Annotated in this window: 23 protein-coding genes; 19 read left to right on the top strand and 4 right to left on the bottom strand. The window is 43.1% G+C overall.

What is annotated here, in order from left to right; translation table 11 throughout:
* The first annotated feature begins 35 nt into the window (after positions 1-35).
* Positions 36-755 (top strand): AzlC family ABC transporter permease, encoded by a 720-nt coding sequence (locus tag LRQ06_RS11585; RefSeq protein WP_232766489.1) that lies wholly within the window; start codon positions 36-38, stop codon positions 753-755.
* Complete coding sequence (locus tag LRQ06_RS11590; RefSeq protein WP_232766490.1) at positions 752-1069, top strand: AzlD domain-containing protein; 318 nt, start codon at positions 752-754, stop codon at positions 1067-1069. The genes LRQ06_RS11585 and LRQ06_RS11590 overlap by 4 nt, the downstream gene beginning before the upstream one ends.
* 88 nt (positions 1070-1157) lie before the next feature.
* Here the strand turns inward: LRQ06_RS11590 and yjjG are convergent, their stop codons facing one another.
* The gene (yjjG, locus tag LRQ06_RS11595; protein WP_232766491.1) at positions 1158-1832 is read right to left on the bottom strand and encodes a pyrimidine 5'-nucleotidase; all 675 of its coding nucleotides are present in this window, start codon (positions 1830-1832) and stop codon (positions 1158-1160) included.
* 184 nt (positions 1833-2016) lie between these two features.
* On the opposite strand from yjjG, the gene LRQ06_RS11600 reads away from it, so the two are divergent.
* On the top strand, positions 2017-2208 hold the full coding sequence (locus LRQ06_RS11600; RefSeq protein WP_232766492.1) for a DUF2986 domain-containing protein: 192 nt from the start codon (positions 2017-2019) through the stop codon (positions 2206-2208).
* Positions 2209-2258: 50 nt separating this feature from the next.
* On the opposite strand, the gene LRQ06_RS11605 is transcribed toward LRQ06_RS11600, so the two are convergent.
* Positions 2259-3341 (bottom strand): ABC transporter substrate-binding protein, encoded by a 1083-nt coding sequence (locus LRQ06_RS11605; RefSeq protein ID WP_232766494.1) that lies wholly within the window; start codon positions 3339-3341, stop codon positions 2259-2261.
* A 214-nt stretch (positions 3342-3555) separates the two neighbouring features.
* On the opposite strand from LRQ06_RS11605, the gene LRQ06_RS11610 reads away from it, so the two are divergent.
* Both LRQ06_RS11610 and LRQ06_RS11615 read left to right on the top strand, forming a co-directional pair.
* Positions 3556-4611 carry a FecCD family ABC transporter permease gene (locus LRQ06_RS11610; RefSeq protein ID WP_232766495.1) on the top strand — a complete coding sequence of 352 codons (1056 nt, stop codon included), beginning with the start codon at positions 3556-3558 and terminating at the stop codon, positions 4609-4611.
* On the top strand, positions 4611-5378 hold the full coding sequence (locus tag LRQ06_RS11615) for an ABC transporter ATP-binding protein (protein ID WP_232766496.1): 768 nt from the start codon (positions 4611-4613) through the stop codon (positions 5376-5378). Before LRQ06_RS11610 ends, LRQ06_RS11615 begins: the two co-directional genes overlap by 1 nt.
* Before the next feature lie 136 nt (positions 5379-5514).
* On the opposite strand, the gene ulaG is transcribed toward LRQ06_RS11615, so the two are convergent.
* Together ulaG and ulaR are read right to left on the bottom strand one after the other, a co-directional pair.
* On the bottom strand, positions 5515-6582 hold the full coding sequence (gene ulaG / locus LRQ06_RS11620) for an L-ascorbate 6-phosphate lactonase (protein ID WP_232766498.1): 1068 nt from the start codon (positions 6580-6582) through the stop codon (positions 5515-5517).
* 119 nt (positions 6583-6701) lie between these two features.
* Positions 6702-7457, bottom strand: a complete 756-nt coding sequence (gene ulaR / locus LRQ06_RS11625; RefSeq protein WP_232766499.1) for an HTH-type transcriptional regulator UlaR — start codon at positions 7455-7457, stop codon at positions 6702-6704.
* Between the two features lie 353 nt (positions 7458-7810).
* Here ulaR and LRQ06_RS11630 point away from each other — a divergent pair, with 353 nt between their 5' ends.
* The 14 genes from LRQ06_RS11630 (at position 7811) to fliD (ending at position 22480) form a co-directional block, all read left to right on the top strand.
* Positions 7811-9568: a PTS ascorbate-specific subunit IIBC gene (locus LRQ06_RS11630; RefSeq protein ID WP_232766500.1), complete on the top strand. Its 1758-nt coding sequence runs from the start codon at positions 7811-7813 to the stop codon at positions 9566-9568.
* Between the two features lie 72 nt (positions 9569-9640).
* Positions 9641-10117 carry a PTS sugar transporter subunit IIA gene (locus tag LRQ06_RS11635; protein WP_232766501.1) on the top strand — a complete coding sequence of 159 codons (477 nt, stop codon included), beginning with the start codon at positions 9641-9643 and terminating at the stop codon, positions 10115-10117.
* Between the two features lie 16 nt (positions 10118-10133).
* Positions 10134-10826, top strand: coding sequence for an L-ribulose-5-phosphate 4-epimerase (locus tag LRQ06_RS11640; RefSeq protein ID WP_232766503.1), 693 nt, complete (start codon positions 10134-10136; stop codon positions 10824-10826).
* Positions 10827-10968: 142 nt separating this feature from the next.
* The gene (locus LRQ06_RS11645; protein ID WP_232766505.1) at positions 10969-12000 is read left to right on the top strand and encodes a hypothetical protein; all 1032 of its coding nucleotides are present in this window, start codon (positions 10969-10971) and stop codon (positions 11998-12000) included.
* 59 nt (positions 12001-12059) lie between these two features.
* Entirely contained in the window at positions 12060-12881 is an 822-nt protein-coding gene (locus LRQ06_RS11650) for a Cof-type HAD-IIB family hydrolase (RefSeq protein ID WP_232766506.1), read from the top strand.
* A 42-nt stretch (positions 12882-12923) separates the two neighbouring features.
* Positions 12924-13805, top strand: a complete 882-nt coding sequence (locus LRQ06_RS11655; protein ID WP_232766507.1) for an L-ribulose-5-phosphate 3-epimerase — start codon at positions 12924-12926, stop codon at positions 13803-13805.
* 145 nt (positions 13806-13950) lie between these two features.
* Positions 13951-14382 (top strand): hypothetical protein, encoded by a 432-nt coding sequence (locus LRQ06_RS11660; RefSeq protein WP_232766509.1) that lies wholly within the window; start codon positions 13951-13953, stop codon positions 14380-14382.
* Between the two features lie 170 nt (positions 14383-14552).
* A complete protein-coding gene (locus LRQ06_RS11665) occupies positions 14553-14885 on the top strand; it encodes a DUF2956 family protein (RefSeq protein WP_232766511.1) in 333 nt (110 codons plus the stop codon).
* Between the two features lie 86 nt (positions 14886-14971).
* Complete coding sequence (locus LRQ06_RS11670) at positions 14972-15874, top strand: Dyp-type peroxidase (RefSeq protein WP_232766513.1); 903 nt, start codon at positions 14972-14974, stop codon at positions 15872-15874.
* 172 nt (positions 15875-16046) lie between these two features.
* Positions 16047-17180, top strand: coding sequence for a flagellin (locus LRQ06_RS11675; RefSeq protein WP_232766515.1), 1134 nt, complete (start codon positions 16047-16049; stop codon positions 17178-17180).
* 236 nt (positions 17181-17416) lie between these two features.
* Positions 17417-18550, top strand: a complete 1134-nt coding sequence (locus LRQ06_RS11680) for a flagellin (protein ID WP_232766517.1) — start codon at positions 17417-17419, stop codon at positions 18548-18550.
* Positions 18551-18789: 239 nt separating this feature from the next.
* Positions 18790-19920 carry a flagellin gene (locus tag LRQ06_RS11685; protein WP_232766519.1) on the top strand — a complete coding sequence of 377 codons (1131 nt, stop codon included), beginning with the start codon at positions 18790-18792 and terminating at the stop codon, positions 19918-19920.
* Between the two features lie 72 nt (positions 19921-19992).
* Positions 19993-20448: a flagellar protein FlaG gene (gene flaG / locus LRQ06_RS11690; protein WP_232766521.1), complete on the top strand. Its 456-nt coding sequence runs from the start codon at positions 19993-19995 to the stop codon at positions 20446-20448.
* Between the two features lie 22 nt (positions 20449-20470).
* A complete protein-coding gene (gene fliD / locus LRQ06_RS11695; protein ID WP_232766523.1) occupies positions 20471-22480 on the top strand; it encodes a flagellar filament capping protein FliD in 2010 nt (669 codons plus the stop codon).

Raw genomic sequence — 22480 nt, forward strand, 5'->3', positions numbered from 1 at the left:
ACATTAAATCAACAGGTAAAGCGTTAAGATAAATAATGGATACTGAATTTATAGATAATCCTGAAATGACGGGGCAGGCAAAATTATTTGCTCAGGGGGCTTTGGCAATAATGCCTTTGAGTATAGCCGTGCTCCCGTGGGGATTACTGGCCGGATCTTTTGCCATTGATGCCGGATTGAACCCTCTGGAAAGTCAGGCCATGTCGGCCGTTTTATTTGCCGGTTCTGCTCAGCTTGTTGCTACCGGTATGTTTAAAGCCGGTGCCGGGCTGATTTCCATGTTGCTGGCGACATTTTTTATTACATCCCGGCACCTGCTTTATAGCGTTACTATGAGACAGAAAATCAGTCCGTTACCCTTGAAATGGCGGTTGTGTTTAGGTTTTTTACTAACGGATGAGCTTTTTGCCATTTGTGGTCAGCAGTCTGAGAAACAGTTTAATCGCTGGTATGCGTTAGGGGCCGGACTGAGTTTTTATCTCGTCTGGAATCTGGCGACGTTTGTTGGCATCGTGGGGGGAAGTTATATCCCGGATTTAAATGGGTTGGGCTTAGATTTCGCAGTAGCAGCAACTTTCATTGCTTTGGTCATTCCGCATGTGGTTAGCTTTCCTGTTGTGATGGCCGTTCTTGTTTCACTTGGCTTGTCTGTTACCCTTAATTTTTTCGGTACTGAAGGTGCGCTTATGATCTCTGGTTTAGGAGGGATGTCGGCCGGATATTGTGCTGAGAAGCTGGGAGGCAGAAAAGAATGATCCTTTTATCGATTTTTGCGATGACAGCCTTGGTGTTTTTAAGCCGTTATCTGTTTTTAGAGCCCGGTTTGCCATTAAAGATTCATCCTGAGTTTCAGCGCTTTCTGAAATATTCAAGTCCGGCAGTTCTGACCGCTATCTGGGCTCCGATTGTTTTTATGCCGGAGGGGAAAGGGTTTTGGATTACGCCGGATAACCCATATCTCCTGTCTGCTCTGTTAGCGGCATTGTTGGCATGGAAAACGCGGAATGTGTTACTGACAACAGTTATCAGTATGTTCGTCTTTTTGTTTTTGAATCTGGTTGTATTTTAAAAACGAATACACTGTCAAATCACGCTAACGGGATGAGTTTTGCGAAGGTTCATTCCCGTTAATGTTACCGATTCCCGTTTTTGGTCCGCTATGCCAGTAAATATTGATGCAGCTCGTCCAGGGAACTGACCTCCATGTGTGCGTTTACTCCATCTGGTGACGGTACTTTTTCTGTATTCAGCCAACAGGTATCAATGCCGGTATTTAGTCCGCCGAGAATATCTGAATGAGGATTATCACCGACCATCAATACCCGGCTTTTATCTGGATTTCCCATCAGGGTTAAAGCATGTTCAAAGATCCTGCGGTCAGGTTTGGCGATACCGATTTCTTCTGAAATGATTACGTGTTCAAAATAAGGCGCTAACCCGGTTTGTTCTAAACGGATGGACTGTAAGTCGGAGAAACCATTGGTAATGATTCCCAGTTTGACTTTCTGACTCAGCTTTTCAATCAGTTCTCTGGCTCCGGGTAGTAATGTGCAAATGTCGCCCATTGCCTGCATATAGGAATAGTTTAATTCCTGAGGGGTGGTATTGAGTTGTTCTGCCCAGATTTTAAAGCGGCGGGTTTTCAGCTCAGAAGCGGTTATATCGCCATTTTGATAATGAACCCAAAGAGGCTTGTTTACCTTTTCATAGTCCCGGAAAGAGTCATCTGTCAGTTCGACTCCTTTTCGTTCCAGCATTAGTTTGATTCCGGTGTATGAACCAAAGTGGAATAAAGTTTCATCGGCATCAAAAAGTACCCAGTCATACTGCATCAGATTCTCCTTTTATAAAGGCGGTATGATAATTGTTTTTTATCTGGATGATAATCTCGGTTTCTGAAAAAGATTGGAGAGTAAAAGTTGACAATGATTATTTTAAGTCTCAGATTGATGAATGGATCTGTCCGTGAATCAACGGTAGAATCCATCGCTGATCAACACAGTGAGTACGCCATACGTGAACAGAAAAAAGAAAATTAACGAGACACTGAAGAAAAAGCTGAAAAAGAAAAATGCGAAATTACACAAGAGTAATAAACCTCGCTATATTTCTAAAGCTGAGCGGGCGAGACTGGAGCAGCAACAGGCGTTGGCAGATAGCCCGGTCTCAGAAGAAAATACCGCAGATAGTGACTTATCACTAAAGTGAGCAACGGGCAAAGTGATGGCGGATATGTGTCAGCCATCACTTTAATTTGATTAAAGTTTTGTTGTGAAGGTGCCTTCAGGAACAACTGGAAGGTACTTCTGATAAAATTCTAAATATGCTTTTTCCGGTTCCAAATCTTTGAATAATTCCGGATACATTGCTTTGGCGTAAAACTGGAGCATGGCCCCGTCAAGGATGGTACGGCAGGCTCCATGGTAAGCACCGTATATACGCTGATTTTTTACTGCATTGATGGATGACCAACCAGTACGCTTCATGAATCCGGCCAGGCGTTGTTTGGCCAGGTTTTCATCGATATCCTGTCCCATCAGCATGGCATCATCGGCACTGCCCGATTCGTAACCTGTAATAACAATGACGTCCGGGTTGGCGGCAATGATCATTTCAGGGTTCAGTTTTCCCCACCACTCTACATATGGGTCGGCAATGTTGTTACCGCCGGCCATGGTCGCAATGGCACCCCACATATTTTTACCGAAAGTGAAGCCTTTTTCACTGACACCTGCAGCTCCGTATTCTGTGTAGATTTTGGGTTTCGGCAAGTTGGCTTTTGCCAGTCTTTGACTGATTCTGTCTGCATTTTGCTGATATTCACCGGCAATTTTCGCTGCGCGTTCTTCCTGTCCGGTAATGACACCAATAATTTGAGTGCTCTTAACATGTTTTTCGACTGTCTGGGCGTTGTAATCAACGACGATGACAGCAATTCCGGCCTGTTCCAGACGTTTTATTTCTGATGTCAGTGCTTTATATTGCCAGTCTGCCAGCATCACGACATCCGGGTTCATACTGATAACTTTTTCAACGGAAAAGGTATTGGTATCTACGCTTCCTGTGTCCGGAATGTCTTTCAGCGAAGGGCGGTGTTTGACATATAAGTCCCAGTTTTTCGTTCGGGCTTTCCAGATAGTTTTGGACATACCGACCACATGGTCATAGGCAGTTTCTGTTCCGATGGCCATATAATCTTCCGGATAAAATCCAACAACGACCCGTTTGGCCGGAGCATCAAAAGTGACGTTTCTGCCCAGAATATCGGTGACGGTCGTGACTTTTGAATAGGTAACCGAGCTAAACATTAGGACAGCAATACCTAAGAGCTGTTTTAACATGAATGACTTCCTTTTGTTTTTAATGTTATTTGTGAGACTGAAGTTTTGCATCTATCAGACCCGTTATAATATTTAATGATAAAAGAAATGCAAATTATTATTATTTGTATATAATACCAGCCAGAAATTTTGATACTCTGGACGTGGTAAATAAGTCATTTATGCCGTTTGTGAGGATTGAACATATTGTAGGAAAACAGATTCAGGTAACAAAATGCAATCAACGATGTTTTTACAGGCAGTTGAACAGCAAAGAAAAAATGAACGTAAACGGACAGTAATGATTGCAGTGTTTGTTGTCCTTCTTCTGACGTCTTTTGTGCTGGATATAATGACAGGACCGTCTATGCTTGATGCCTCCCGGGTTATCAATGCATTGCTTGAGTTTACGGGATTACCGTATCAGGTTGATCCGTCAACTCAGGTGATTGTGATTAATCTGCGTCTGCCGATTGCTTTGATGGCGATTTTTGTCGGGGGGGCTCTCGGGATTGGTGGTGCAGAAATGCAGACATTACTAAATAACCCGATGGCGAGTCCTTATACTCTGGGTATGGCTGCCGCCGCCGGTTTCGGTGCAGCAATTATGTTATATGTTGGTTCATTGGGTATGAACAGTCTTTATGCCGTACCGCTAGGGGCGTTTATCTGCTGTATGCTTTCGGCTTGTTTTCTGTTTGCCCTGGCTTCAATGCGTCATATCGGTTCCGGTCAGTTAATACTGGCAGGGATAGCGCTTTTGTTTTTGTTTCAGTCTCTGTTATCACTGGTGCAGTTTGTTTCATCACCGGAGTTAAGTCAGCAGATTTTGTTCTGGCTGTTTGGCAGTTTATCGAAAGCCACCTGGGTTAGTATGGCAATTACTGCCGTTGTTATTATTATCGGTTTTATTTTATTAATGAAGGATGCCTGGCAGCTAACAGCCCTACGAATGGGAGAAGAGCGGGCGAAAAGTGTGGGTGTCAATGTAACGAAGCTGAGGGTAAAAACCCTATTTATTGTGGCAATGATGACCGCCACAGTGACCAGTTTTGTCGGTATTATCGGATTTATTGGTATTGTGGCGCCAAATATTGCCAAAATGCTTGTCGGAGAAGATCAGCGTTTCTTTTTACCCCTTTCTTTTCTGATTGGTGCCTTTTTACTTTCTGCTGCGTCGGTTTTGTCTAAGACGATCATTCCCGGTGCTTTATTTCCGATAGGAATTGTAACGGCTATTATTGGCGTACCTTTTTTCTTTTGGCTAATTATTGCTAAGCGGGGAATGTGATGTTAATTGCGGAAAATATCCATGTTTGCATCGGTTCCCTGAAACTGGCGGATGGTCTGAGTTTTACGCTTCGTCCCGGGCAGATAACGGCAATTCTGGGACCGAATGGTACCGGGAAAAGCACATTACTGAAAAGTTTGTTTGGTGATATCCCATTAGATAGTGGTGATATTCGTTATGAAAGCACGACCCTGAGTAAAAAATCACTGACATTCTGGCGTAGCCGGTTTGGTTATATGCCTCAGGATATTCATTTTGATATCAGCCTGACGGTGATTGAAGTTGTTTTGCTGGGAAGGCTGGATAGCCTTAGTCTGCGGGTTGATGACGACATGCTGAAAGAAGTGCTGGTCATCTTAAATGATATGGGGATATCTCATCTAGCCAACCGGGATATCCGGACATTAAGTGGTGGCCAGTGTCAGATGGTTCTGTTTGCTCAGGCACTGATGCGTAACCCGACAATTATGATGCTTGATGAACCTGTCAGTGCTCTGGATTTGCATCATCAGCATGTGCTTCTGGAGCATTTGCGCAGCAAGACAAAAGAGAAAAACTATATTTCCATTATGGTTCTTCATGATTTGAATCTTGCTGCTCAGTATGCAGACAACCTATTGGTGCTGAAAAATGGGCAGTTAGCCGCTTCCGGCGCTCCGGAAGCCGTGCTCAATGCAGAATTAATTGAAGATATTTATAACGTGAAAGCTCAGGTTCAGGTTGATCCGGCCGGTACACCTTTTGTCCGGACGTTTCGTGCCGAATAGGGTCGTAGCATTTAAGAAGCAATATACTAAGTAAGAACAGAAATAACTCTTTGTAAACACAGCTACCGCATTAATTAAAAAACCCACACCGTTACGTGTGGGCTGATTTTGTTGAAGATGCAATCAAGAGCGTTAATTATAAGAACGCTTTGTATGGCAGTTCTGGTTCGTCGGTAAATACGTCTCTAAAACCGCGGAAATGTTGATAATGCATGCGGTCTTTATCCGTTGGGAAAGTATATTTACCGCCAACCTGCCAGAAGAACGGAGCGAATTGATATTCGAGGCGATTCTTTTTCATATTCCATAGAACTTCAATTTCCCGGGTATCGGCCTGGAAGTTGGACCATATATCATGGTGGAATGGAATAACAATCTGACAGTCCAGAGATTCACCGGCCCGGCAAATATCAGATGCCGTCATTTTGTCTGTCACGCCTCTGGGATTTTCACCGAAAGAAAGCAGGGCGACATCAATGTTGTAGTCATTACCATGTTTGGCGTAATAGTTAGAATAGTGGGAATCACCAGAGTGATACACAGAGCCACCGGAGGTTTCAATTAAATAATTAACGGCGCGCTGGTCCATACCATCAAGGATTTCTTTATCATAAGAAGAGGTTCCCTCAGGAAGGGTAACGAGAGCGGTCCGGTCGAAGGAGTCTAAAACCCGGATATTCATATCCCCGACGTTAATCACATCCCCGACTTTGGCTACGATGCAACGCTCTTCTGGTACTCCCCAACTTTTCCATAGATTAACGCATGCCTGAGGACCAATAAATTTCACATGATCTCCACAATTTTGTAAAACGGCGGCTGCAACATTAATGTCTATATGATCGGCATGGTCATGTGTTGCCAGAACGGCATCAATGTCTTTAATGCCAAATGGGTCAAGTACAAATGGTGACGTTCTGAGATTGGGCTGAAGTTCGCGTACTCCTCCCATTCGCATCATTTGATGCTGCTTTTTCATTAGAGGGTTGCTGTGGGTTTTTTTACCTGCACCACACCAGAAATCGATACTAATATTCGTGTTACCGGCACTTTTCAGCCAAATGCCGGTACATCCCAGCCACCACATAGAAAATGTGTTTGGTTCGACAATAGTACTTTGAATTTCTTCGTTCAGCCAGTTTCCCCATTCAGGGAACGTGTTTAAAATCCATGATTCGCGAGTGATTTCATTGATGTGATTCATAATAATACCTTTTGCTTCAGATTCTTATAAAATTTAGGGTGCAAAGAGCCGGCGCTTAAAGCGACTGGCCTTAAAACGTGTAATCCGGTTTTGATGTTAAGTGTTATTGAATAATTAGGTCAGACGAGCAATACTTCGGTTCCTTGAGTCTGCAATGCTTTTACAACCTCAGGATCGGCATTTTTCCCCGTTATTACAATATCTATCTTGGAAGCCGGGCAGAACAACATTCCTGTTTTCTGACCGACCTTAGAGCTGTCAACGACAACGACCAATTTCCCAACCTGCTCAAGCATTTGTTGTTCAGCAACCGCTGTAAGCATATCCCGTTTATAGAGCCCATTTTCGGTCAGCCCCTTGCCACTAGTGAACATCCAGTCACCTGCATAGCCACTTAGTGCATCCGGAGCAGGATTGAGGAATATGTGTTGTGCTTTGTTATACTGACCGCCTATGATGATGACGTTTTCATGATCACAATTAATTAAATAGCTGGCTAGCGGGAAGTAATTGGTTAATATTTGAATATCTTGTCCGGCCAGCTTTTGACCTAACATAAATGCAGTAGATCCACAGTTAATGACGACACTATCACCGAGCTGGCATAACTCTGAGGCTTTTGTCGCGATAGCCGATTTTTCATGGTAATTATCAGTATTTGCAATATTAAGAGGTGTCCAGTTTTTCTTTTGCCCTTCCAACCGCTCAGCGCCATTGCGAATTTTTTTTAATTTACCCAATTCATCCAGTTTGGCGATATCTCTTCGGGCTGTAGCAGGAGATACGTTGAATTTATCAATGATGTTAGCCACATTAATCGTTTTCATCTCATCCAGAAGAGAGAGGATCCCACTGTGTCTCTGTACTTCATTCATCTTATCACCTTTATCATTCATAAAATGACCACTTGTGATTGTATTTGATTTATTATGATTCTATTAATCATAGGTTATTATGTCAAATACTTACATAAAATAATAAATATAAATATATTAAATATATGAAATAAAAGAGTTTTATTTGAGTCTGATATATTGTGTGTGATCTGGTGTACAAAAAACGTCCTTTTATGAGTGAATTATAGATCAAGCTCAAAATAATCAAAAATGATCATTGTATGATTTATTTTGATTGTTATTGTTGTTGGCGTGAGCAAAAGAGTTGAGTGCAATGATTAAAAAAACAAGTTGTACTTTGTCCAACATATTATAAATACAAGGGGTCGGTTATGGAGTTTCTCTATCATGTATTTTATATCTTCTACAGTCAGGTAATGACAAAAGCACCATTGCTGCTTGGGTTGGTCACCCTGATTGGTTACTGGTTATTGCGGCGTGACAAAACCACAATTTTAAGAGGAACGATTAAAACGATTGTGGGGTTTATGCTAGTTCAGGTTGGGGCCGGAACACTGGTTTCCGGGTTTAAGCCGGTTATTGAAAAACTTTCTGAGTATCATGGTCTGACGGGATCAGTCATTGATCCTTATACCACTATGATGGCAACGATGGAGACTCTGGGGGATAAGTATTCATGGGTTGGATACTCTGTCTTGCTGGCATTGGCGATCAACATTTTGCTTGTTCTTTTCCGACGCTATACCGGGATTCGGACCATTATGTTGACCGGACATATTATGTTCCAACAAGCCGGGCTTGTTGCGGTATTTTATTATGTACTTGGCGCAGGAATGTGGGAAACCATTATTTATTCAGCCGTTCTGATGGCACTTTATTGGGGGATTTCTTCCAATATTATGTTTAAACCCACAGAAGAAGTAACGGGGGGAGCCGGTTTTTCTATTGGTCATCAGCAACAGGTTGCCTCATGGATTGCAACCAAAGTAGCGCCAAAACTAGGGGATCGGAATGAGAGCGTTGATCATTTAAATCTTCCTAAATGGCTTCATATTTTCCACGATAGCATTGCTGCTACTGCAATTGTTATGACAGTATTTTTCGGAATCATTCTATTATCGTTCGGTTTAGATCACCTTCAGGAAATGGCAGGGAAAACAAACTGGGCAATTTATATTCTGGAAACGGGTTTGAAATTTGCGGTGGCTATCCAGGTGATTGTCGCCGGTGTGCGTATGTTTGTTGCTGAATTATCGGAAGCGTTTAAAGGTATCTCTGAACGAGTGATTCCAAATGCTGTTCTGGCAATTGATTGTGCTGCTATTTATGCCTTTTCACCTAATGCTATGGTGTTCGGCTTTATGTGGGGGGCCTTAGGCCAGTTTACTGCAGTGGGTGCCCTGCTTGCTTTTAATTCTCCGATCATGATCATTCCCGGGTTTATTCCGATGTTTTTCTCTAATGCGACGATTGGTGTCTTTGCAAACCATTTCGGTGGCTGGAGAGCGGTAATGAAAATCTGTTTTGTTATGGGAATTATTGAAGTAACCGGTTCTGCATGGGCCATTCACCTGTTCGCCCAACATGGTACAGAATTTAACGGATGGATGGGAATGGCGGACTGGGCACTATTATTTCCGCCAATTATGCAGGGATTGTCTGCCTCACAATGGTTCTTCTACATCATTTTGGCTTTTTCCGCTATATACATGTTTTTTGCATCCAAAAAATTGCGTGCCGAAGAAGACGCTGAAGGTTTAGTGAGCGTTTCTGAAGAACCAGAAGTCGTTGCCGCCGTTGAGCTGGCTGTTGCGGAAAGTGATGGGGCTCGTCCTGTCAGTATTCTTACTGTGTGCGGTAACGGGCAAGGCTCATCTATGATGATGAAGATGAAAATTGGCAACTATCTGGAGAAAAAAGGCATTCCCTGTGTCATGGATTCATGTGCCGTATCTGATTATAAATCTAAGCTGGCGACCACCGATATTATTGTTTCATCGAAGCATTTATCCGGTGAAATGGAACCCGGTGAAGGCAAGTTTGTTCTTGGCGTACAAAATATGCTGAACCCAAACACCTTTGGCGATGAACTGATTAATTTAATTAATAAAAATTTTGCAAGCCGGTAAAAATATTCAGAAATAAACCAATTATAAAAACCGAAGGAGTATTCCTTCGGATATAAAAAGCGGAGAAGCATTATGGGACTGAAACAACTATTAATAGAAAATCAATCAATTAAATTGCATCAAAAAGCAGGTGACTGGAAAGAGGCGATTAAAATAGGAACCGACATGCTAGTTTCCTCTGGTGCTATCAAGCCCGAATATTACGATGCTATTGTCAGCAGCATCGAAAAACTGGGACCTTATATTATTATTGCTCCGAATCTGGCTATGCCTCATGCACGTCCTGAGCAGGGGGTGATTAAAACGGCGTTTGCTCTGGTTACACTGGATACTCCGGTGATTTTTGATGGAGAAGATGACCCCGTTGATGTACTGATTACCTTAGCAGGCAGTACATCCGATCAGCATATGGAAGGTTTAATGGAAGTCACGCAAGTACTTGATGACGAAGACAGTCCGACAGGGATTAATCTCGACAAACTGAGACGCTGTAATACCAGTGAAGATGTGTACCGGATGATTGATAACGCTTTAGCTGAAGTCGCATAAGGGAGAAATGTTCGTTATGTATGAGGATTTAAAACAACGGGTACTGGCTGCGAACCTTATGTTACCGAAATACGGACTGGTGACATTCACCTGGGGAAACGTGTCTGAAATCGATCGCGAAAGGGGGGTAATCGCAATCAAGCCTTCCGGTGTTGAATATGACAACATGAAAGTTGATGACATAGTTGTGGTAGATTTAAATGGTGACATTGTTGAAGGGCACCTAAATCCATCGAGTGATACCGCGACTCATATTGAACTATATAAAGCATTTCCTGGATTAGGAGGGGTCGTTCATACTCATTCTAAAAAAGCGACAATTTGGGCTCAGGTGTCTGCTGATATCCCAGCACTGGGAACAACGCATGCAGATTATTTCTATGGCGATATCCCTTGCACCCGAAATATGTATCCCGATGAAATTGCAGAAAACTACGAAAAAAATACCGGATTGGTTGTGATAGAGGAATTTAATCAGCGCCATATTGATCCTATGTCGGTCCCTAGTGTCATTGTTTCTGGTCATGGACCTTTTTCCTGGGGGAAAGATGCCTCAGATGCCGTTCATAATGCCGTTGTTCTTGAAGAAGTCGCGGATATGGCTTTGTCAACAAGGCTTCTTAATAGCGGCATAAAAATTCAACAGGAATTATCCGATAAACATTATCTTCGTAAGCATGGCGAAAATGCGTATTACGGCCAAGGTTAAAACATAGCCGTAATGAGACGTATCGTCTATCTGAGTTCTGACCAATATCAGATTAGCAGAAAACCGTGATTGAAAAGGTACAGCATTCGTGTGTTGGTTTTTGGGTAAGTCAGTAATGAACGGGAAGAAAGGAAAAAATAGTATGAATTTTGAAAAATTGCATTTAGATGAAATGAGAAGGTGTTACTGCGCGAGTTCTATCGAGATTAATGGTCAGTTGAATGTCATCTTAGCATCGGAGGACCCGGAAAGCCCTTGTATTGCCTATTCAGGGGAACATTTTGATGTTAAAGAAACGATTTGGAATGACCGGGGTGGATGCATGAGCATTATTCCAATTCCGAATAAAGAAAATGAATTCCTGGCTGTGAACGAATTTTATCTGAAAGTAACGCCATCGTTGTCAAAGTTAGTTTGGGGAAAGCGTACGGAAAGTGGTTGGGAAATCAAGGATGTTCAAAGTCTGCCTTATCTGCATCGTTTTGATATTTATGATGTTAATGGCGTGAATTATGTGATTGCAGCAACCATTGCGAGATCAAAAGAGTCGAAAGAAGACTGGTCTCATCCCGGTCAGGTTTATATATCGAAACTACCGGATGATCCCTCGGAGGGGCTGGAATTCACGGAAATATTAGATGGTTGTTTCAGAAATCATGGTTATTCAAGAGGTTATGATGAATCAGGTCGTGTGGTTGGTTACTTCGGTTCTGATTCTGGTATTACGAAAATTACCCCGCCATACGCAGGGAATGAATGGAAGTGCGAAATCATCATGGAAGGAAACATTAGTGAGATTGCGCTTGTTGATATTGATAACGATGGTGTGGAAGAAATTATGACCATTGAAGAATTCCATGGAAATCGTGTTCAGATTTACAAACGTATTGATGATCATTACACAAAAGTCTGGACATACGAGCCAGAAATCGATTTTGCTCATTCATTAGTTGGCTGTAAGCTGGCCGGAAAAAACAGCTTTGTCGTTGGCATCCGACGTGTGGATTCTGAGTTATTTGTTGTTCAGCACAACAACGGAAAATACGAGGTCACGGTTGTTGAAAAAAACGTTGGCCCTGCAAACTTAGCTGTCGTAAACCGGGAACAGGACGATTTGATCATTGCCGCAAATCATACTGCGTCAGAAGCCGCTGTTTATCAGGTTACTCAATAATAAGGGCGTAAAGAGCGTCACGTTATTCGCAAAAGTCATGCATGGCTAAGGTTCAAAGTATGTACAAAGTTCTCGCATTAGATCTTGATGGAACCGTACTGACCGATGATCAAAGCATTCATTCTGAAGTGAAACAGGCCATTATTGAAGCCCGGAAACATTGCAAAGTAGTGATTGCTACCGGACGGCATCATACCGCCGCGAAAGCCTATTATTATGATTTAAAGTTAGATACGCCAATCATTTGTTGTAATGGCGCTTATGCTTATGATTACCAGACGGAACGAGTCATTAGTGCAAATGCCATCAGTCAGAGTGAGGCGTTAACATTCATTGAGTTAGCAAAAGAATTTCAAATGAAGCTGGTTATGTTTGCAACAGATGAAATGACCTATTCAAAACAGAATCCGGCTGCTTATATGAAAGCGTTAGAAAGTTGGTCTCAGCAGTACCCGGTGAGTTTGAAACCACAGATATGTGGGGTGGAGTCATTTACCGATAGTGTCCGGCAAAGTCAGTATATTTGGAAATTCGTTGCGGAGGGTAGTCCCAGTTCAGTGGAACGCTTATCGGCATTAGAGTGGGTACAGAATCATTTCAGTTGCGAATATGCCTGGTCTAACCGAGTCGTATTTTTTGCAAAAGATAACAGCAAAGGTCACCGGTTAAATACTTATGTTAATTCATTGGGATACTGTGATTTCCATGTTATGGCAATCGGTGATAACGACAGTGATATTTCAATGATCGACTATGCTGCTTTGGGCATTGCAATGAAACATGCCGATGACGGTGTAAAGTCTCACGCAAAAATAATCTGTTCAACAGATAACAATGGAGCCGGGCTTGCTCAGTTAATACGTGAACATATAAAAGGGTAGAAGAATGACGAAATCAATAATTCACACGTTAAGGATGTCATTATGTATAAAGAGTTAAGTCGTCACCGAATAGGAATTTATGAAAAAGCCCTGCCAAATGATCTGGGATGGGAAGAAAAGCTTCGGGTAACGAAAGAGCTGGGTTTTGATTTTCTTGAAATATCAGTCGATGAATCCGACGAAAGACGCAGCCGTTTAGATTGGGATGATGAAACTATTTATAACTTGAGACGTTTATGTGAACGTTATGATATACCTTTACAATCGATGTGCTTAAGTGCGCACCGTAAATATCCGTTTGGTTCTCATGATCCGGCTATCCGTCAGCAGGCGGTCATACATATAGAGAAGGCGATTTCTCTTGCCTATAAGCTGGGTATCCGGGTTATTCAGCTTGCGGGATACGATGTTTATTATGAACCTGCTGATGAAAAAACACATCTGAGATTTATTGAAGGGATGAAGCTTTCGTCAAAATTAGCAGAAAAGGCAGGCATAATGCTTGCCGTGGAAATTATGGATACCAATTATCTTAACTCGTTAAGTAAATTTGAAATTCTTAACCGGGCAGTGAATTCCCCTTATTTTACCGCATATCCCGATGTCGGAAATATTACCGGGTGGAATTATGATGTGTGTACAGAACTGGCTATGGCTATGCCTCATATTACGCAAATCCATTTAAAAGATACCAAGAAAGTGAAGCCGGGTTATGACGGTCAGTTTAGGGATTTGGTGATTGGAGAAGGCGAGGTTGATTTCGATGCGATTTTTAAAACGTTCAAGGCCACCAATTGCGCAGTGCCGTTAGTGATTGAGATGTGGGCTCACGATGAGGATTGGAGGCAAAATATTATCCACGCACAACGACGGTTAAATACCGCATGTGAACAAGCGAGGTTGCCTGAGTTATTTGCCGAATAAATACCAGATAAGTGAAGCGTTGTTTATAAGCCTTGTGTCTTATGATGCTTATTCATGTTAATTCATTGACATTGTAATTAAATAACGACAAGATTCGGGCATCAAATTCTCTCCCATTCCTGTTATTTAACTGTATGTCACTGAAATGAAATTACTTCACCTACAATTGTTTTGGTATGAAAAGCATCATACTCTTCTCGAAATGGAGGATTTACCTCAACTTACACCGAATCAACAGGCTGAATTGAAGCAGTGGATTGCTACCCGGCGAAAGATTTTGAGCTTTGAAGTGCATCAACAATCTTGGGTAAAAGTGAATATCGATGGACACTCTTCACTACTGGTCTTAAATCCGACCGGGCAGCTATCGGAACAAGATTTATTTAGCGATAAAAAGTTGTCGGGCATATGGAAAGTAGTGGATGGTTTTCTTTTTATTAAAATTATCAGTGGTGAATTTATTGTTGAATACCAGATAGTGGGTAATGAAAGAGACAATATTCATTGTGGTATTGAATACATCAATGGGAAAGTAAGTACTTATAGTAAGTTTATGCAGTTGAAACCTAAAATTTAACCGATTGATAAAAAGAATCGTCTTATTTGTTTACGCTTTATATAGCCATCATTTGTTTTCTGCAAATACGGCGCGAGCGCTTTTCTGTGGATACATTATTAACTGACTATGGAGAGTTGTATTATTTCTGCTGTTCAAGTTATTATTTTGTCCTACAAAAGGATTAAATCATGTCTAAGAAACAAGAAATAAAACCATCTCAAAGAACACAAGAAGAGGCGATGGAGATAGCCAAAGCGACACAGCGTCCTGGTCAAAAAAAGGCAGAAACGCAGCTTATCGCTCAGGGTATTGAGAAAGGCATTGCACTCTACAAAAAGCAACAAAAAGCAAAGGCGAGGGCGGCGGATAAAGCGAAAAAGCAAGAAGCGAAATCAAAGGCCAAGCTTGAAGATAAGATACCTGAGGCATTAACAGAAACCAAGACTGAAACGAAGGCACCGCTTTTGCCATGGGGGCTGTTAATTGCATCATGGATTGTTTTTTTGTTTTTCTATTTTTAAGGTAGTTTTGCGTTGCCGCAATTTATTAAGTTGCCAGCTGTGTATATGATGAGCATTGTGAGTAAATAAAAACAAAAGGAAAAACGATGTCTCAATGTCAAAGTGCGATTTTGCCGGAGGCCGAGCCGTTTGCGCTTTATGCTTTGTTTAAAGTGACAAAGGATACACAGGCGGTACTGGACGCACTCAAATCACTACCTCAACTTGTTGACGATATTAACCGTCAGCAGCCGGGGGCGAAGTTAACGTCTTCTATTTCATTTACCAAACCATTCTGGGAAAAACTGAATCAGCCAATGCCGGATGAATTGGAAGATTTCCGCGAACTGGGGAAAGGTGATGTTGTCGCACCTAAAACCGAATGTGATTTTTTGATTCACTGTCATTCAGTGCGCCACGATCTGCTTTTTTATGTGTTACGCCAGTTTGTATCCGGTGTCGCGGATAAGGTGGATGTGATTGATGAGACATACAGCTTCCGGTATCTGGATGCCCGTGACATGACCGGGTTTATTGATGGAACCGAAAATCCGAAAGACGATGCCCGTAAAGAAGTTGCGATCATTCCGGAAGGGACCTTTGCCGGCGGCAGCTACGTTTTAGTTCAGCGATTTGTTCATAACCTTCCTGCGTGGAACCGGCTGAATATTTCTGCACAGGAAAAAGTGGTTGGCAGGACGAAACCGGACTCTGTTGAACTGGATAATGTGCCGGCAGCATCTCACGTTGGCCGGGTTGATATAAAAGAAGAAGGCAAAGGGCTGAAAATTGTTCGCCACAGTTTGCCATATGGAAGCGTAAGTGGCGATCACGGATTACTCTTTATTGCCTATTGTCACACCTTACACAACATGAAAATCATGCTTGAGTCTATGTATGGTGAAAATGATGGTAAAACCGATCAATTGCTTCGCTTCACCTCAGCCAAAACCGGCGCTTATCTGTTTGCTCCGTCTGCGGATATGTTGCAGTCATTAGCATTGGCGTAGAATCGCTCTTCTCTATTATAAAAAGCCATAGAAAAACCAGTGCCACCGGTACTGGTTTTGTTGTTATTTACGGTTTATTCCGGCTAACGATGCTGACCATACAATAACCATAAGTCCTAAAGTTTCTTTTTTGCCTGCCGACAGCATAACTGGGTACTTATTGGTCTTTTTTATGGCAATTACGATAAATACAAACGTTCCGGCATTGGTTGCTCAGCGTTATCTGTCGCAGGCAACTGAGAAGGCGCAACACTCTTTTGAACGGCTTTCGTCAGGAAAGAGGATTAATAGTGCCCGGGATGATGCTGCCGGTTTGCAGATATCTAATCGTCTGACCACTCAGATGCGGGGGCTGGATGTCGCTGTCCGAAATGCGAATGATGGCATTTCTATTATGCAGACGGCGGAAGGTGCCATGCAGGAGAGCACATCATTAATTCAGAGAATGCGGGATTTGGCTCTGCAGTCATCGAATGGGGTTAACAGTCATCAGGAGCGGGAAGCTCTGAATCAGGAGTACCGATCATTAAATGACGAACTTAACCGGATTGCGGAAACGACCTCATTTGGTGGTAAGAAGCTGCTTAACGGTTCGTTTGGTCAGGCTTCTTTTCAGATCGGAGCCGGATCCGGAGAGGCGGTTCAGATTCATTTGAAAAATATGCGTTCGGATTCTATTGATATGGGCGGTTTCAGTTACCGGGCCGGGTATAAAGCCGATAAATCCTGGCAGGTAAAAGACGATAGCCGTGACCTGTCGATGAGTTACTTAGATCAATTCGGTCAGCAGCAGACGGTGTCTATCCTGGCTAAGACCGGAGATGATATTGAAGAACTGGCGACGTATATAAATGGTCAGACAGACGCGGTCAATGCCTCGGTGGATGAAGATGGCCGTCTTCAGTTATTTATGGCGTCAGGGAAAACGTCCGGAACGGTTTCTTTCAGTGGTGCTCTGGCAAGCGAACTGGGCATACAGACGATGGGGTTTGAAACAGTGAATTCCAGTCGTATTGATGATGTCGGTGGGGCTCAGCGGGCCATATCACTATTGGATGCATCAATGGGGTTTGTGGACGGAGACCGGGCTCAGTTGGGCGCATTACAGAATCGTTTCAGTCATGCCGTATCGAATTTAGAGAACATTCATGAAAATGTGGCGGCATCAAAAAGCCGGATTATGGATACGGATTATGCGAAAGAGACCACGTCTTTAGTGAAGCAGCAAATTTTACAGCAGGTGAGTACTTCTGTACTGGCTCAGGCAAAGAAACAACCGAATATTATTTTATCTCTGCTGAAATAAAACCGCTATGTATCGTTCCTTTTGCTGGAAACTTTAGCGGAAAACAGCCATAAAATCGTCTTTTTTTGCTGTTTGTCTATAAATTAACCTCAATCACTTTTTTTTCAAAAAAAACGAAAATTTTTCCTCAAGGATTTCTCCCCTGCGCCGTTATTAAAAGTAACTTTGAGAGAACTGCTTGGTTTTCCGAGACGTCGGAAACCGGAAACATCGGAAAATCAATTGGAGAAATTATCATGGCAGTAAATGTAAACACTAACGTATCAGCAATGACGGCTCAACGTTACTTAAATGCAGCGACAAATGCTCAGAATACAGCGATGGAGCGCTTATCATCTGGCTTTAAAATCAACAGCGCCAAAGATGATGCCGCAGGTTTGCAAATCTCGAATCGTTTGACTTCTCAGAGTCGTGGTCTGGAAGTTGCGGTAAGAAACGCAAATGATGGTATTTCGATTGCACAGACAGCTGAAGGTGCAATGGATGAGACTACCAGTATCCTGCAACGTATGCGAGACTTATCATTGCAATCTGCAAACGGTTCTAACTCAAAATCGGAACGTGTTGCGATTCAGGAAGAAGTCGGTGCTCTGAACGACGAATTAAACCGGATTGCAGAAACTACCTCCTTTGGTGGTAATAAATTGCTGAACGGAACTTATGGAACCAAAGCATTCCAGATCGGTTCGAATAATGGTGAAGCTGTTATGCTCCATCTGGATAGTATGCGCAGTGACGTAATAGGGATGGGTGGTACCAGTTATAAAGCCGAAAATGGTAAAGATAAAGACTGGGCCGTTCAGAATGGTGCTAACGATTTGCAAATCAATTTGACCGATAAAGATGGTAATGCTCAGACGGTCAATATTAATGCTAAAGCAGGCGACGATATTGAAGAGTTGGCAACATACATCAATGGTCAGACAGACTTGATTCAGGCTTCTGTTGACCAGGATGGTAAATTACAGGTTTTTGCCGGTACAAATAAAGTGTCCGGGCCGGTGTCTTTCAGTGGCGGTCTGGCCGGTGAACTGAATATGGGCCCAGGGAAAACAGATACGGTTGACACTATGGATGTGACAACTGTTGGCGGTGCACAACAATCCGTTGCAGTCATCGACTCTGCCCTGAAATATGTAGACAGTCACCGTGCTGAACTGGGTGCTTTCCAGAACCGATTCAACCATGCAATTAGTAATCTGGATAACATTAATGAGAACGTGAATGCTTCTAAGAGCCGGATCAAAGATACCGACTTTGCGAAAGAGACCACAGCGCTTACCAAAGCACAAATTCTGTCTCAGGCTTCCAGTTCTATTCTGGCTCAGGCGAAACAGGCTCCGAATGCCGCACTCAACCTGCTTGGTTAATTCCTCAGGTCACAAATTTGACAGTAAAAAATCCGGCCATAGCCGGATTTTTTTTGTTTATAACGGACTAATAATAAATTTATTATATTAACTCTATGAATATAAAGGCTAAAAAAAAGACAAATTTTTTCTAAAGCTTCACTCCATACGGCCGTTAAAGAGAACGAGAGAAATGAATGTACTAATACGAGGTGAGAGACGTAGAGGTGCATTAACTTGTCCGTAAAGGAGATCAAAACATGGCAATTAATGTTAATACTAACGTTGCCGCAATGACGGCTCAGCGTTATTTGAACAATGCTGCCGAAGGAACACAGCGTTCTATGGAACGTTTGTCTTCGGGGTATAAGATCAATAGCGCGAAAGACGATGCAGCAGGGTTACAGATATCGAATCGTTTGACGTCTCAAAGTCGCGGTCTTGACGTGGCGGTGAGAAACGCAAATGACGGCATATCGATAGCGCAGACGGCTGAAGGGGCGATGGATGAAACCACGTCAATTTTGCAACGTATGCGTGACCTGTCACTTCAGTCATCGAATGGATCGAACTCGCGATCCGAACGTAAGGCTATTCAGGAAGAGGTTTCGTCACTGAATGACGAACTCAACCGTATCGCAGAAACCACTTCTTTTGGTGGTAATAAACTTCTTAATGGTACTTTCGGAAACAAATCGTTCCAGATCGGTGCTGATTCCGGTGAAGCGGTACAGCTCACTATGGGAAATATGCGTTCCGATACAACCGATATGGGTGGTAAAGTCTATGTTGCTCAGCAAGGGCAGGCAGCAGACTGGACCGTTGGTAACGCGACCGATCTGACTTTGAGTTATACTAATAAAGCAGGGGAAGCGAAAAATCTTACTATCAATGCAAAACAGGGTGACGATATTGAGGAGCTGGCTACTTACATTAATGGTCAGTCTGATGATGTGAACGCCTCGGTTGGCGATGATGGTAAGTTGCAACTGTTTGCGTCGACACAGAAAGTCAGTGGTGATGTCACCATTGGTGGCGGATTGGGTTCAGAAATTGGCTTTGGAGCCGCTCAGGATGTCACCGTTAAAGATATCGATGTGTCAACAATTGGTGGTTCTCAGTTAGCCGTATCGGTTATTGATGGTGCGTTAAAAGCTGTTGATAGTCAGAGGGCGGAACTGGGTGCATTCCAAAACCGTTTCGGCCATGCGATCAGCAACCTCGATAATATCAATGAGAATGTAAACGCATCGCGCAGCCGGATTGAAGATACGGATTATGCACGTGAAACGACCCGGATGACAAAAGAGCAGATATTGCAACAGGCAAGTACCTCTGTTTTGGCTCAGGCTAAACAGTCACCATCTGCAGCTCTGAGCCTGCTTGGTTAGTAGGTCTTAATGAGCTTTTGGGTCACACTAGTTGTATTAATAGGTAACCCATGAGGTGGAGGGGAGATTGTTATGGAAATATCATCCTACACATCGAACATCCAGCCTTACGGCTCACAAGGTGGCACTAAACTTGCTTCAGAAAGTGATAGTACTAACAGTACTCGAAGCATTTCGGCGCCACGGGATACAGAACGCTCTGAAAAGCTCTCAGAAAAAATTTCTGAGCAGGTGAAAGAACGGCAGGCTGAGTCAATTGAAGCCGCTCAGAAACTTGCGAAAGAAAGAGAGCGTATCAATGAAGAACAGAGGACTAAAATTACGGAACAGATGCAAGATTTTGTATCGTCCATTAATAAAGGTCTTTCTTTTCGGTTTGATAAAGAATCAGGACGCGATGTGGTGACCATTTACGAAGCTGATACCGGTGATGTAATTCGTCAAATTCCCGAAGAAGAGATGCTAGAAGTACTGAGGCGCCTGGCCCGGATGAATGATCAATCAGGTCTTCTGATGACACAGGTGTGAATGTTACTTTCGAGGTGATGAAATGAGTTTAGGCCCTGTGGGTATCAATACTGGTGGCATGGATGTGAATTCCATGGTCAACAAAATTGTCGATGCTGAGCGCACGCCGAAGCAGCAAAGCATCGATAATAAGCGTGCTCAAAACAGCGCCAGTATCAGTGCTTACGGCCGACTCAGGGAGTCGCTGGATACGATGAAAGGTCTGATGACTAATTTTCGTCAGAATAAGGCTTTTGCTCAGCGAAAAGTCGATACTTCCGATGAAAAAGTGGTATCCGCTACGGCGACAACCGATGCTATAGCAGGAAGATATGCTATCGATGTGTTGCAGCTTGCTCAGAGCCATAAGATTGCATCTGATGTGTTGTCAGATGATGATCGGTTTGGCCCTGGCAAGCTGCAGATTTCACTAGGGAAATCAAAATTTACTGTTGATATCCAGGCGGATTCCAAACTCAGGGATGTCGTGAATGGTATCAACAGTTCCAAATCCAATCCCGGGGTTCGTGCGTCTATCATTAACGATGAAGACGGTCCCCGTCTTATTATGGCGTCTAACCGGTCCGGCAAAGATAACAACATACGGATCAATGTAGATGCCGCATCTGGTAATCCACTGAAAAAACTGGAATACAAAACACTTGAGCAGAGAGTAAAGGACATTGAATCTGCACGTGTGGAGGCTCAACAATTACTGAATCCTCTTACGGCGAAGGAGCAAAAGCTTGCCGCCAAAGTTGCCGAAAAACTCGAATCAGCGGCAAGAGCTGTCGATAAATCCGTTGCTGAAGAAATTCAAAAGGCCGCTCAAACGCAGAGCAGTGATGCATCTGGTGCGTTAAAAGACGGCGTTACAGCAGATAAAACCGTTACCGATGCAGCGAAGGCGAAAGCCGCTGATGCTATTAACCAGTATAAGCGTCCTGAAGATCGCATCCCTGGCTGGACGGAAACGGCTTCCGGAACACTGTTAGATTCTTACAGAGAACCGCAGCCTGAACTGGATGATGCGGCCACAAATAAATCAAAAGACGTTCCGGGGTGGAGTAATACCGCGTCTGGAACCCTGTTTGATTCGTATGTCACGCCGAAAGAAGCTCAGGCACAGCTAAAGAAAAAGCTGGATGAAGAAAATCAGAAAATAGAGCAAGCCGTCGAAGCCGGTACGATAACGCCGGAGCAGGCAAAAGAAGCGGCTCGCCAGCAAATGACGCCGGAAGAAAGAAGCTATCTGGATAAGGTTGAATCGGTTTACGATCAATTGAAAGAGGCGCAGTCGGATTACGATGCTTATCAGGGGATGACGGAAGTCCAGCAGGCACAGGATTCCGAGGTATTACTGGATGGTGTCGCGAAGCTTTCCAGTAATAATAATATTATCGAAAATGCTATCGATGGTGTTAACCTGACGGTAAAAGGAAAAACATTACCAACAGAAAAGCCCGCAGAAATCGATATTGAATATGACCGGGATAGCGTCCGGAGTGATATTGAGAAATTTGTTAATTCGTATAATCAATTCTATAGTTTGTCCAAGCAGCTTAGTAATGTTGATCCGACAACTGGTAAAGCGGGGCCGCTTGCCGGAGACAGTATTGTTCGGAGTGCAGATTCAAGGCTGAAAAGGGTGTTCTCTACGGAAGTAAAAGAAGCACCGGAAAATTTAAAAACCCTGACTGAATTTGGTGTTACCACCACTCGTCAGGGGACTCTCGAAATTAATCAGGATATGCTGAACCGCCAGTTAAACAACAATTTTGATAAACTAGGCGAGTTTTTTGGTGGTCGGGATGGTTTCGCGAAACAAGTGGAAGACGCTATCCAGGGTTTAACCGGAGTAACAGGCTCTATCAGAACCAGAGAGAACAGTTTAAAGGATCAGAGTCATCGTTTGGATGATTCACAGGAAGCATTGGATCGTCATATGGCCAGTCTGGAAAAAAGGACACATGCTAAATTCACGGCGATGCAGGATGCAACCAGTAAAATGCATAGCCAGCTTGCTGGCATGATGAATGCGCTGGGTCAGTAA

The organism is Vibrio salinus, from assembly GCF_021272385.1.
GTDB lineage: Bacteria > Pseudomonadota > Gammaproteobacteria > Enterobacterales > Vibrionaceae > Vibrio > Vibrio salinus.